Source organism: Xanthomonas sp. WHRI 7945 (assembly GCF_035026585.1).
This window is the reverse complement of record NZ_JAYIQP010000001.1, coordinates 256,078-268,417: the sequence shown is the minus strand read 5'-3', so window position 1 is coordinate 268,417 and position 12,340 is coordinate 256,078. Positions and strand designations below refer to the sequence as shown.

Genomic DNA, 12,340 nt, shown 5'->3' with positions numbered 1-12,340 from the left:
GTGCGGGACGACGTCGCCACAGCGGCAACGATGAGACCGGATGCATCACGGCGCAGCGCCGCGGCGCGCTTGCGCGGATGGCTGCTCGCCGCCTGCGCGATGCTGCCGGCACTCGCCTCGGCGGCGCCGGACACCGTCGCCGCGCCGCCGCGCGCCGAGCTCGACCGCCTGTTCGAGCAGGCGCTGACCCGCTACCGGTTGCCGGGGCTGGCGGTCGGCGTGATCGAGAACGGCGAGGTGGTGTATGCGCGCAGCGCCGGCGAGCTGCGCGCCGGCAGCGGCGAGCGCATCGATGGCCAAACGCTGTTCAAGATCGCCTCCAACAGCAAGGCCATGACCACCGCGCTATTGGCGCGGCTGGTCGATGCCGGCAAGCTGCGCTGGGACGATCCGGTGATCAGCTACCTGCCGGAGTTCCGCATGTACGACCCGTGGGTCACGCGCCACATTCAGGTGCGCGACCTGCTGATCCACAACAGCGGCCTGGGTCTGGGCGCCGGCGATCTGATGCTGTGGCCGGAACCCAACGATTTCACGCGTGCCGACATCGTCGCCGGGCTCGCCCATCTCAAGCCGACCCACAGCTTCCGTTCGCACTACGCCTACGACAACCTGCTGTACGTGGTCGCCGGCGAGGTGGCCGCGCGCGCCGGCGGCAAGCCCTACGAGCAGTTGCTGCGCGAGCAGGTGTTCGCGCCGCTGGGTATGCGTCGCTGCCAGGTCGGCGCCTGGGAGCGCGATGCGGTCGGCAACGTCGCCCAGCCGCATATGCGCCAGGGCGGGGCCAACGTCGTGGTGCGCGCGGACCCGGCGCAGATTGCGGATACGCCATCGATGGCGGCCGGCGGCGTGCGCTGCAGCCTGGACGACATGCTGGCCTGGATGCGCGCCTGGCTGGCGCCCGACAGCGACACTGCGGCATGGCTGTCGCCGGCGCAGCGCCAGGCGCTGTGGACGCTGCACACGCCGATGCCGATCACTGCGCAGATGCGCGAGTGGGACGGCACGCGCCTGTACGGCTATGGCTACGGCTGGCGCCTCTCCGACGTGGACGGGCAGTGGCAGGTCGCGCATACCGGTACCTTGATGGGCATGTATTCGTCGCTGGTGCTGCTGCCGGACCGGCGCAGCGGCTTCGTCATCCTCAGCAACGGCGAGGGCGGCGAGATGCGCACCACCCTGGGCGAGGCGCTGCTCAAGCGCTTCACCCGTCCGCAGCAGCGTGGACTGGACGTCGAACACTACGCGACGCTGCTCGAGCGCACGCGTGCGCAGGCCGACAAGGCGGCGCCTGCCGCGGGCGAGACGCCTGCGCGCGTGCCGGTAGCCAGTGCAGCATCGCGCGATCGGCAAGGCGTGTGGCGCGATCCGTGGTTCGGCGAGGTCGTGCTGTGCCCGCAGCACGACGCGCTGCGCTTCCAGTCGCGCAAGTCGCCGCTGCTGCGCGGCCGGGTCATGCAGGTCGGCGCGCGCTGGCTGGTGGACTGGGACGAGGCCAGCGTCGATGCCGAGCCGTGGCTGGACTTCGTCGCCGATGCCGACGGCATGCCGCGGATGCGCCTGGCGCATGTCGATCCGACCGCGGATTTCAGCTACGACTACGCCGATCTGGACTTCGTGCGGGCGGGGCCATGCCCTGATGTCGTGGGAGGGACTTCAGTGCCGACGCTTCAGCGGTAAAGCCCGTCGGGACTGAAGTCCCACCCGCAACCACCATCTCGTTCACCAGGTTTCTAGATACTGCTGTTGCTTGCGCTCGCTGCTCACTGTCAGATATTCCGGAATTCTTCATGACCCGATTCTTTCCCTCTTCTGCATCGCACCGCACCCGCTGGCTGGCACCGCTGGCGCTCGTCGCCCTGCTCGCCGCCTGTGCGCACGCGCCGCAGCGCAATCCGCTGGCCGAATGGGTGCCGTCGCCTAACCAGGACCTGCGCCGGCCGATCCTGATCGTGATCCACTACACCGACCAGGACTCGGTGCAGCGCAGCCTGGACACGCTGCGTTCGCACAACAGCAAGGGCAAGGTCAGCGCGCACTACCTGATCGGCCGCGACGGCAAGCGCTACCAGCTGGTCAGCGACGAGCGCCGCGCCTGGCACGGCGGCGCCGGGCGCTGGGGCACGATCACCGACATCAATTCCGCCTCCATCGGCATCGAACTGGACAACGACGGCAAGACCCCGTTCGCGCAGGCGCAGATCGACAGCCTGCTGCTGTTGCTGGAGGACCTGTGCACGCGGCTGCGCATCCCGCGCACGCAGGTGGTCGGGCACCAGGATTTCGCGCCCACGCGCAAGGTCGATCCGGGCCCGCTGTTTCCGTGGAAGCGCTTGGCCGACGCCGGTTTCGGCCGCTGGCCGGCGGCGGATACGCCACCGGCGCCGCCCGGCTTCGACCCGTGGCAGGCATTGGCGTTGATCGGCTACCCGCTCGACGATCGCGCCGCCACGTTGCGTGCCTTCCACCACCATTACCGCGGCAACGATGCCACCGCGCTCGACGCCGAAGACCTGCGCATCCTCTACGCGCTGACCCAGCCGGCGCTGGCACGGCCGCAACCGCAACCGGCCGCGGCGATCGAATCGGACGCGCCCTAGCGGCGCCGGTCGGTCCGCCGGCGCCTGTACCGACGCGTGCCCGGTGCGCGGCATCCGCTGGATCGACGCACGTTCTTGGTAGCATGAGCGCGCCAAGAACTCCAAAGGACGCAGTGTTATGAGGCTCGCAAAGACAGCCCTGTGGGTGGCAGCGTTGCTGCTGATCGGCGGTTGCACGGACAAGGCCGCCGACCCCGCGCCGGCAGGCACGCAGGCGCCGCCCGCGGCGACCGCTACCGCCGCGCCTGCGCCCGCGGCAGCACAACCCGAGCCGGTCGGCGTCGAGGTGCCGGCGCCCGGGCAGGTGCTCGCCGACATCTATGGCATGAAGGGCGACGGATCGGCGTCCTACACCATCGACAACGGCGCCCTGGCCAGCTTCTGGTACGGCTACCGCTTCGACCTCGGCGGCAAGCACTACTACACCGGCTTCGCCAACGCCGGCCCGGAGAAATACGGCAAATCCGAGGAAGAGAACACGCCGGATCCCGCCGTCGGCGTCAGTATCAGCCAGGCGACCTATGTGCTCGACGAGGCGGACGGCAAGCCGGCGTGGACGCTGTTCCATGCGCAGCAATGGGCCGGCGATTTCGGTGGCAACGAGAAGGCCGACGCCCTGGACCAGAAGCGCGCGCCGCAGCGTACCGAGACCAAGGACGGCCACCTGCTGCTGGCGCTGCCGACCACGCGCTTCGCCGACGGCATCACCAGTTCGGGCTTCGCCGTGTTCACCTTCGACCCGAACAAGAACGACCTGGGCGACTACAAGGGCTGGGTCTACCTGGGCACCGTGGCCACCGGTGAAGACAACGGCGCGGCCTGCGACGACCAAGGCACCATGAAGTGCGCCGCCAGCACCGGCACGCTGAGCTTCGAGCCCGGCAGCGGACCAGTGCCGAGCCTGCGCGTGACCATGAGCGGCACCGCCATCGCCGGCCCCGGCAAGGTCCGCACCCTGGGCGCCGCCGACGTGGCGACCTACACCTACGACCAGGCCAGCGGCAAATACATGCCGCCGCTGGATCGCTGAACACCGGCCGACCGGCCCGCGCCCGGGCCGGCCGCAGGCGTTCGTGGAGGGGGGCTGCCCGCTAGTCGCCGGCAACGGAACTGGTTAAGATGCCGCCACGGGGCCTGATGATCAGGCGAGTCATTCGCGAGCGGCAATGGATGCTGCACTCGCCCGAAATGCCGGAGTGGATCGCCGGCTTGCGGTTCGCCATGCGCGAATCGCCATCACCGCCCCTGCTTTGGGGCCGGATTGCAATCCACCGTTCTCTGTCCGAAGCCGCGCCTGCGGGAGCTGTCGTCTCCGCGGGTCGCGCTGTGTCCGCGATGCGCAAGATGGCGGCATTCTGGACACTGCGGCGTGGCGTGTCGGGATTTGCGGGTGTGTTTCCGGCTTCTTCAACGAATACAGGATGTTCTGCACATGTCCAATGACAACAAGCTTGCCGTCGCCACCGAGGCGCCGCCCTATCCGGGCAGCGTGCTGTATCTGATCTACGGCATGGACGGGGACGGCGCGCTGTCGTACGAGATCGACAACGGCGCCGTGGCCAGCTTCTGGCACGGCCAGCATTTCGATCTGGGCGGCAAGCATTACTACACCGGCTTCGCCTACGCTACGCCGAACAAGTACGGCAACGACGACGCCGAGACCTTCCCGGATCCCGGCGAAGGCGTGTCGATCAGCCAAGCCACGTTCCTGCTGACCGCGCCGGGCAGCGAGCGGCCGTGGATGCTGTTCCACGCGCAGCAGTACGTGGGCAGCTTCGGCGGCTACGAGCGCGCCGACGCGGTCGACGAGACGCGCAAGCCGCAGCAGCACGTCCTGGACAACGGGCAGCTGCTGCTGGCGGTGCCGACCTCCAGCTTCGGCAATGGCATTACCAGCCTCGGCTTCGCGCTGTTCACCTTCGATCCGGACAAGAACGACCTGGGCGACTACCAGGGCTGGGTGTACCTCGGAACGGTCGCCGCCGGCGAAGACAACGAGGCCAGCAGCGATGAAGAGGGCACCGTCCCGCACGTCTCCAGCGTCGGCACGCTGAGCTTCCAGGCGGTGCCCGGCGAGCCGATGCCGGCCCTGCAGGTGGCGCTGCGCGGCACCGCGATCGCCGGCCCCGGCCGGGCGCGGTTGCTCGATGCATCCGATGCGGTGGTCTACGCGTACGACCAGGCGAGCGGACAGTACCAACCGAAAGCAAGCGCATGAATCCGCCGTGCGCCGATCCACGGATTGGCGCACGGCGGCAGCAAGAACGCACTACCCGCAGTACCCGAATTGTTTTGTTGACCGCGCACTAACAAGCTCACGGACGAGCTCGGTTGACCTTGTCGGCGCACGCCGCCGTATATCAACCTCAAGGAGTAACACGAGATGGCACGCGATTACACGAAGGCCGAGAACCTCGACATCATCGAGCGTGAGGCCAAGGAACGCCACATTCCGGTCGACGATTTCATGCGTTTCGCCTATATCGAAACCGGCGGCAGGTTCGACGAGCAGGCCAGCCGCGGCCCGAACAGCGCCAAGGGCCTGTTCCAGTTCACCCCCGGCACCGCAGCGGCCTACGGGATCAGCGGCCGCGAACTGGATGCGGTCGCCAACACCGACGCCGCGGCGCGCCTGTACCAGGACAACCAGCATTCGCTGACCCGCCAGCACGACCGCGACCACCGCCCGTACCTGTCCGGCAAGCCGCAGCCCGATGGCCTGGACATGTACATGGCGCACCAGCAGGGCGCCGGCGGCTACCGTTCGATCCAGGCCGCGGTCGCCACCGGCAACTTCGCGCGCGAAGACACGCGCTCGAACATCCTCAACAACGTACCGCGCGAGAAGGATGCGGCCGGCGCCAAGCAGTTCGAGGCCTATACCGGTGCCTCGCTGGCCGAGTTCAAGAAGATGTCCGACCAGGACATGGCCAAGACCTTCCTGAAGTACTGGGACACCAAGTTCGACCACATCGCGATCCCGGAAAAGGGCATCAAGCCGGTCGCCGAAGGCCAGGCCCAGGCCACGCCGGGCCAGCACGCCGAGCAGCGCGCGCAGACGCCGCAGGCTGCCGCGCAGACCACGCCGGCCACCGCCAAGCAGCAGGGCGACGGCGGCATCCAGCTCACTGCCGCGCACGCGATGGGCATCAAGTACGACGACGTGCAGTACGCGATCAACATCAAGGGCCACAAGCTCTACCACCCCGGCGCGGACGGCAAGCACCTGGAGCAGGGCTACATCGATTGCTCCGGATGGGTGTCCGAGCTGCAGAACGCCACGATGCGCGAGATCAACCAGAAGGCCGGCCACACCGTCTTCGGCCGCCAGGACATGCTGGCGCAGGGCATGAACGGCTCTGGCGGCATCGTCAAGAAAGCGTTCGACAATTCCGGCGTGCTGCTGCAGGGCCAGGACGTGTTCAAGCCGGGCGCGCTGAAGGAAGGCATGGTGATCGGCGTGGATGCCGGCAACACCAAGCACGAGCACTGGAAGGGTATCGACCACATCCTGATGGTGGTGCGCGACCCGAAGAGCGGCGAACTGCAGGTCAGCCAGTCCAGCGGCAGCAAGGGCGTGAACACCATGCCGCTGGACGATTACCTGGCCGGCCACAAGAACGCCAAGCTATTCGCGTCCGACCCGCTGGCCAAGGCGCGCGACCTGCTGCAGGACAAGCAGCAGACCCAGTCGCAGCACCAGGGCGGCGATGCGCGAACCGGGCTGAAGCCGGGCGAGCAGGGTCCCGACGTGAAGGCGATGCAGCAGGGCCTGATCGAGCTCGGGATCAAGGACAACAGCGGCAAGCTGCTGACCGGCACCGGCTACTACGGCGACAAGACCAAGGAAGTGGTGGCCAACCTGCAGCGCGAGAAGGGCATCGAGCCGACCGGCATCGCCGACAAGGTCACGCTCGATGCGCTGAGCAAGCTGCAGGCGCAGGGCAAGGAGGCCAAGCTCAACCCGGCGGCCGCCGAGGCGCAGCGCGCCGACAATCCGCTGTTCACCCAGGCGCTGGAGAAACTGCAGAAGCAGGGGCCGAACGGCGGTTTCAACAGCCGCGAGGAACTGCAGCGCGCGGCCGGGCAGGTGGCGTTCGAGGCCAAGGTCGGCGGCATGTCGCGCATCGACGACGTGGTGCACAGCACCGACGGCAAGGGCCTGATCGCGGTGGAGCGCAACCCGAACAATCCGCACGACGTGAACCGCGCCTACGTGGACAAGCAGCATGCCGCGACGGTGCCGCTGGAACAGAGCCAGCAGCAATTGGTGGCCGAGACCCAGCGGCAGGCGCAGGAGCAGCAGGCCCAGGACCAGCGTACCCAGACGCAGTCGCCGACGCGCTGATCCGCACGCCGGCAGCGGCTGCCGCCGACAGCAGTGTCGGGCGGCAGCCGAGGCCGCTGCGGTTGCCGATCGCGCTGGCCGCCGGCGAGCGTGCTGCAAGCCGCATGGTGGCCTGCCAGGCAACGCCTGCGTCAGCGACTAGGGTTGCTGCGCGCTTGCGGCGAAGCGCGAGGTTGAAGTGGACGTCCGATGCAAGACGCTCCACCGATCTTCGCGCTGCCTGCAGCATCGTGACGTCGTTCGAACATCGCGTCGCGTGACGTCGCAACGCGACGCCGCGTTGGACATGGTTTCGACGATCGTTTAGAACTGCCCTCCCTCATCCGCATCACCACAAGGCGAATTCCGACAGTGGCCATCGTCAAGATTTTTCATGTTTCCTGCGTGCTGGCGCTCTGCGGCCTGACCGCTGCGTGCAACGGCGGATCTTCCGCGCCGGCGCCGGCATCGGCTTCTGCGTCGGCACCCGCCGCCAGTGCGCCGGCAACCGCACCGGCGGCGCCCGCAGGCGATGCGCCCGCGGCCGATCCGCAAGCGGCGAGCGCGACGTCCACCCAGGCGGATGCCGCCGCCGCACCAGCGAAACCTTCAGGAGAGACCGTCGTGCTGCGACCTTCCTATGACGCATGCATCAGCGCCGCCGCAGGTGTGACGCCGACGATGCAGGATTGCATCGATACCGAATACCAATACCAGGATGGCCGCCTGAACACCGTCTACAAGGCGCTGATGGCCAAGCTGGGCGATGCGGAAAAGAACGCGCTGCGCGAGCAGCAGCGCAAGTGGGTCGCCGATCGCGACGAACGGTGTTTCTACGATCCCGACAGCGGGCAGGCGGGGCGCGTGGACGCCGCCGAATGCCGTCTGGACATGACGGCCAAGCGCGCGGACGAACTGGAAGCGCGCTGATTCCTTCAGTGGTTTTTTGCAATGCAACTTTTTAGACAAGGAGATGGACGATGAGCGACAAGGATTGGGAACTGGGGCAGACCTCCAAGCACTACGAGACCGGCGGCCGCGGGGCGAGCACGGTGTCTTCGGGCATCGACGATCCCGGCGGCGTGTCCTACGGTTCCTACCAGATGACCTCGCAGGTCAAGACCAAGGAAGGCACCGTCATCGTGGGCGGCACCGTCGCGGCCTTCGTCAAGGACAGCAAGTACGCCGATGACTTCGCCGGCCTGAAGCCCGGCTCGGCCGAGTTCAGCGCAAAGTGGAAAGACCTCGCCAGGACCGATGACACCTTCGCGCAGGAGCAGCACGACTACATCAAGCGCACGCACTACGACAGGCTGGTCGACCGGTTGCAGGACAAGGGCGTGGACCTGTCCGACCGCGGTCCGGCGGTGCAGGATGCGCTGTGGAGCACGGCGGTTCAGTACGGTCCCGGCAGCGACAAGAAGCCGGGCGGCTCGGGCGTGTTCCTGAATGGACTGGAAGAGAAGTTCGGCAAGGACTACGACCTGTCCAAGCTCTCGGACAAGGACATCGTCGGCGCGGTGCAGGATTACAAGGCCGACCACGTCAAGGGACTGTTCCCAAAGGTGGAGAGGCAGAGAACCCTGGATTCGCTGCAGAACCGCGCCGAGAACGAAAAGGCCGACCTGCTCAAGCTGGCGGACCAGGACAAGACGGTCACCCGGACCGGCGAGCAGCCGGCCAAGCATGAGCGGCCGTCGCAGCCGGACAAGTCCCACGGCGGCAACAGCCCGCATGCCGACAACGGCGACGGCGTGCTCAAGCGCAACGAGCAGGGCGCCGCGGTGAAGGACATGCAGGAAAAGCTGTCCAAGCTCGGGTACCTGGACGCGAAGGACGCCATCGGCACCTACGGTCCGAAGACCGAGGCGGCGGTGGAGAAATTCCAGCAGGACCACCGGCTCAAGGGCGTGGACGGCAAGGCGGGCCCGGAAACGCTCGCCTCCATCGACAAGAACCTGCAACAGCAACAGGGCGTGGAGCAGTTGCGCCGCGACAATCCGATGTTCGACCAAGCGGTCAAGCAGATGGAGAAGCAGGGACCGAATGGCGGTTTCGGCAGCCGTGAGGAGATGCAGCGCGCGGCCGGGCAGGTGGCGTTCGAGGCCAAGCTGAGCGGCATGTCGCGCATCGACGACCTGGTGCACAGCACCGACGGCAAGGGCATGATCGCGGTGGAGCGCAACCCGAACAATCCGCACGACGTGAACCGCGCCTACGTGGACCGGCAACAGGCCGCGGCGGTGCCGCTGGAGCAGAGCCAGCAGCAGTTGGCGGCCGAGACCCAGCGCCAGGCGCAGGAGCAGACGCAGGACCAGCAGCGCACTCAGTCGCAGTCCACGCCCTCGCCGACGCGCTGATCTGCGTCGCCCGGCACCGGCGGCCGCCGACAGGAATGTCGGACGGCCGCCGGTGTCGGCTCGCTCGCGGGCACCGGGTCGATCGCGACCTCTGTTGCCTGCCGACGCGCACCGCGTGCCAGCCGCCACAGCGACTGGCGCGCGCCCTCTCGAATCCACGGCGCATGCCGACCGCCCTGCGCGGCGATGGCCTATGCTGCGCGGATGCCGCACCGCGCCGCCACCACTTCACGTTTCCTGCCGTGTCGCATCCCTTCGGTGCCGCCTGCGCGACGCTGCATGTCCGCGTTGTTCGGCGCGTACGCCGTCGTCATGGCGAGCGCGGCGATGAATGCGGCGGCCGCTCCAGTCCTGTCGCCGGCGACCACGCCCGCGCAGGCCGGACTGGTGGACGTGCACGACGTCGCGCCGCAGATCGCGCTGGACATCCGCTATGCCGGCCACGACAACTTCACCGGCCGCCCGGTGCCCGGCTACAACGCGCCGAAGTGCTACCTGCTGGCCCCGGTCGCGCAGGCGCTGGCGCGGGTGCAGCAGGCGATGCACGCCGAGGGCTACCGGCTGCAGGTGTTCGACTGCTACCGGCCGCATCGCTCGGTACGCGCCTTCGTGGCCTGGGCCGGCGACCTCGGCGACCAGAGCGGCAAGGCGCGCTACTACCCACACCTGGACAAGTGGGTGCTGCTCGGCGACTACATCGCCCAAAGCTCCGGCCACAGCCGCGGCGCCACCGTCGACCTGGGCCTGCTCGACTGCCGCAGCGGCCAGTGCGCGCCGCTGGACATGGGCACCGGCTTCGACTTCTTCGATCCGTCCGCGCATACCGACGCGCCCGGCATCGATGCCGCACAGCGCGCGAACCGCCAGCGCCTGCTGCGCGCGATGGCGGCGCAGGGCTTCGTCAACTATCCGCTGGAATGGTGGCACTACACCTTCCAGCCCGAGCCCAGCCCCGGCACCGCCTACGACGTGCCGGTACGCTAGGCGTCCCGTTTCGCTGCACAGGCCAAGATCATGTCCGGCATGCAAAGCTTCATCGACCTGCAATGCCCGTATTGCGGCGAATGGATCGACCTGGCCCTGGACCCGTCGGTCGAGGCGCAGCAGTACGTGGAGGATTGCCAGGTCTGTTGCCGGCCGATGCTGGTGACGGTGCGCTGGGACGAGGACGGCGCGCCGATGGTGAGCGCCAGCGCCGAGAACGATGGCTAGCTAGCGCGTTCGATCCAGGCGCTGCCGGGCCTGTAAGCGCTGCAGGGAGAAAGACGGCAGCGCGGGCGTCGGCTCCATTGGTCCAATGTCCATGTACAGACCCGATGCGTCCACGCGCTGGCCGGGTCACGTCGCATCGTTCCCGCACATCGCAAGCGACACCGCCTAGACTGGCGCTCTCGACCACTGGAAGCACCGCAATGAACCTGCCGCTGCACTTCGGCCTGCTGGGCTCGCTCGAAGCCGGGCTGATCGCGCTCGCGCTCGGGTTCCTGATCTATGCACTGTGGCATCGCCTGTGCCGCTGGCTGCAGTGGACCGACGGCCATGCGCTGGGCTGGTCGTGCCTGATCGCGGTCGTCGCGTCCGCCGGGATCGATTGCTGGAACCTGTTCTACACCGGCATCGTGCGCCTGGAGTCGCCGTTGTACGCGCGGCTGGCGCTGGCCAGCATCCACGATCCGAACGAACTGGGCACCCGCGTGGTGCTGGAAGTGTCCGGGGCGCTCGCGGGCGTGGCCGCCGGCTGGGTCGCGTTCAGTTCGCGTTCAAGCGAAAAATCCGGCGATGGCGACCACGAAATCGTGTGAAAAACACGCTTTTTTTCCAGTTTGCAAACGGCTCGAACGAACGGCTTACCGCATGCTCACCGACCGCTAACCAAGCGAGTAGCGCGTGTGTTCGGCGCAGTGGTTAACGAAGCGTTGCCTGCGATTTTTCGCAGGGGAATGGATTCAGCCTGGCACCGGCACGGTGTGGCCATGCACCGGATTCGACCGGGCATGCCACAACCGAGAGAGCAAAGGAGACCACCCATGAACATTCGCAACCGCACGCCGCTGATCGGTACCGCCGCCATTCTCGCCGCCGCACTGGCCCTGCCGGCCTTCGCCCAGGATGCGCAGAGCGATGCCGCCACCCAGGCGCAGTCGCCCACCAGCGCGACCGGCCAGTCCGCACAGTCCGGCGCCTCGGGCGGCGGCCAGACCTGGGCGGACGTGGATACCGACAGCGATGGCGCCATCAGCAAGCAGGAGGCGCAGGTCAACGCAGGTCTCAGCCAGATCTTTTCGCAGGCCGATGCGGACCACAACGACAAGCTGACGCCCGACGAATACAAGGCTTATGTCGCCAAGCAGCAGGGCGGCGCAGCCGGCAGCGACGGCAAGTAACGCGTCATCCGGCAACGCGCTGACGACGGCACGCGCATGACGAGGGCGCGTGCCGGCTGCGGCGGGTGGCTGCGGCGACCACCGTCGCCGCGCAGTTCCAAGCAAGGCGCATGCATGAGGAACATGCGTGAGGAAGGGCGGCCTGGGTGCCGCCCTTCTGCTGTGCGCACCTTGCCAGGACACGGAACAGCGCGCCCATCAGCCGCGGTACGGCACAAGGTGTAGGGTAGCGGTCCGCCGACCGCCTAGGCTGCCATGGCCCTGTTCCGCCGTTCGCTGCGCCTATGCCTGGCGCTGTTGTTTATAAGTCTCGCCGCCGCCGGCGTGGCTGCGGCGCAGCAGGACCCGGCCGCGCCGGTGCTACCGCTGCCGGTCCCGACGCCTGCGTCCGTTCCGACGCCGGCACCGCTGCCGCCGTTGCCCGCACCGCCAGCCTCGACCCTGCCGGTGCCGCCTGCGCCTGCCAGCGATGCAGGCGCCGCCGCCGGCGCGCGCAGTTTCGCCGCGCTGGACCTGGACCGCGACGGCCGTATCGGCCGCGCCGAAGCCGCGGCGGACCCGGTCCTGCGCGAGACCTTCGACACGTTCGACGCCGATGCCGACGGCGCGCTGTCGCGCGAGGAGTACGCGCATTACCAGCCCGGCCCCGGCGACCCTGTAGCGCAATGA

The 12,340-nt window shown here is 68.1% G+C and carries 12 protein-coding genes; all 12 read left to right on the top strand.

Features of this window, described 5'->3' with window-relative positions; translation table 11 throughout:
- Positions 1 to 99 precede the first annotated feature (99 nt).
- Entirely contained in the window at positions 100 to 1,680 is a 1,581-nt protein-coding gene (locus VDQ83_RS01005) for a serine hydrolase domain-containing protein (RefSeq protein WP_455433541.1), read from the top strand.
- Positions 1,681 to 1,790: 110 nt separating this feature from the next.
- Entirely contained in the window at positions 1,791 to 2,600 is an 810-nt protein-coding gene (locus VDQ83_RS01000; RefSeq protein WP_455433540.1) for an N-acetylmuramoyl-L-alanine amidase, read from the top strand.
- A 118-nt stretch (positions 2,601 to 2,718) separates the two neighbouring features.
- Positions 2,719 to 3,630 (top strand): hypothetical protein, encoded by a 912-nt coding sequence (locus VDQ83_RS00995; protein WP_455433539.1) that lies wholly within the window; start codon positions 2,719 to 2,721, stop codon positions 3,628 to 3,630.
- 402 nt (positions 3,631 to 4,032) lie between these two features.
- Positions 4,033 to 4,818: a hypothetical protein gene (locus VDQ83_RS00990; RefSeq protein ID WP_455433538.1), complete on the top strand. Its 786-nt coding sequence runs from the start codon at positions 4,033 to 4,035 to the stop codon at positions 4,816 to 4,818.
- 165 nt (positions 4,819 to 4,983) lie between these two features.
- A complete protein-coding gene (locus VDQ83_RS00985; RefSeq protein WP_455433537.1) occupies positions 4,984 to 6,948 on the top strand; it encodes an XVIPCD domain-containing protein in 1,965 nt (654 codons plus the stop codon).
- 351 nt (positions 6,949 to 7,299) lie between these two features.
- The gene (locus VDQ83_RS00980; RefSeq protein WP_455433536.1) at positions 7,300 to 7,857 is read left to right on the top strand and encodes a lysozyme inhibitor LprI family protein; all 558 of its coding nucleotides are present in this window, start codon (positions 7,300 to 7,302) and stop codon (positions 7,855 to 7,857) included.
- Positions 7,858 to 7,907: 50 nt separating this feature from the next.
- Complete coding sequence (locus VDQ83_RS00975) at positions 7,908 to 9,287, top strand: VgrG-related protein (RefSeq protein WP_455433535.1); 1,380 nt, start codon at positions 7,908 to 7,910, stop codon at positions 9,285 to 9,287.
- Between the two features lie 312 nt (positions 9,288 to 9,599).
- Positions 9,600 to 10,271: a M15 family metallopeptidase gene (locus VDQ83_RS00970; RefSeq protein WP_455433668.1), complete on the top strand. Its 672-nt coding sequence runs from the start codon at positions 9,600 to 9,602 to the stop codon at positions 10,269 to 10,271.
- A gap of 30 nt (positions 10,272 to 10,301) precedes the next feature.
- Positions 10,302 to 10,499 carry a CPXCG motif-containing cysteine-rich protein gene (locus VDQ83_RS00965; RefSeq protein WP_309913299.1) on the top strand — a complete coding sequence of 66 codons (198 nt, stop codon included), beginning with the start codon at positions 10,302 to 10,304 and terminating at the stop codon, positions 10,497 to 10,499.
- Between the two features lie 200 nt (positions 10,500 to 10,699).
- Entirely contained in the window at positions 10,700 to 11,089 is a 390-nt protein-coding gene (locus tag VDQ83_RS00960; RefSeq protein ID WP_455433534.1) for a hypothetical protein, read from the top strand.
- A gap of 225 nt (positions 11,090 to 11,314) precedes the next feature.
- Entirely contained in the window at positions 11,315 to 11,671 is a 357-nt protein-coding gene (locus tag VDQ83_RS00955; RefSeq protein WP_263395996.1) for an EF-hand domain-containing protein, read from the top strand.
- 288 nt (positions 11,672 to 11,959) lie between these two features.
- Positions 11,960 to 12,340 (top strand): EF-hand domain-containing protein, encoded by a 381-nt coding sequence (locus VDQ83_RS00950; RefSeq protein WP_455433667.1) that lies wholly within the window; start codon positions 11,960 to 11,962, stop codon positions 12,338 to 12,340.

Coding starts and splice junctions, on each gene's coding strand:
- VDQ83_RS01005 (WP_455433541.1), top strand. CDS start 100: ATGCTGCCGGCACTCGCCTCGGCGGCGCCGGACACCGTCGCCGCGCCG.
- VDQ83_RS01000 (WP_455433540.1), top strand. CDS start 1,791: ATGACCCGATTCTTTCCCTCTTCTGCATCGCACCGCACCCGCTGGCTG.
- VDQ83_RS00995 (WP_455433539.1), top strand. CDS start 2,719: ATGAGGCTCGCAAAGACAGCCCTGTGGGTGGCAGCGTTGCTGCTGATC.
- VDQ83_RS00990 (WP_455433538.1), top strand. CDS start 4,033: ATGTCCAATGACAACAAGCTTGCCGTCGCCACCGAGGCGCCGCCCTAT.
- VDQ83_RS00985 (WP_455433537.1), top strand. CDS start 4,984: ATGGCACGCGATTACACGAAGGCCGAGAACCTCGACATCATCGAGCGT.
- VDQ83_RS00975 (WP_455433535.1), top strand. CDS start 7,908: ATGAGCGACAAGGATTGGGAACTGGGGCAGACCTCCAAGCACTACGAG.
- VDQ83_RS00970 (WP_455433668.1), top strand. CDS start 9,600: ATGGCGAGCGCGGCGATGAATGCGGCGGCCGCTCCAGTCCTGTCGCCG.
- VDQ83_RS00965 (WP_309913299.1), top strand. CDS start 10,302: ATGTCCGGCATGCAAAGCTTCATCGACCTGCAATGCCCGTATTGCGGC.
- VDQ83_RS00960 (WP_455433534.1), top strand. CDS start 10,700: ATGAACCTGCCGCTGCACTTCGGCCTGCTGGGCTCGCTCGAAGCCGGG.
- VDQ83_RS00955 (WP_263395996.1), top strand. CDS start 11,315: ATGAACATTCGCAACCGCACGCCGCTGATCGGTACCGCCGCCATTCTC.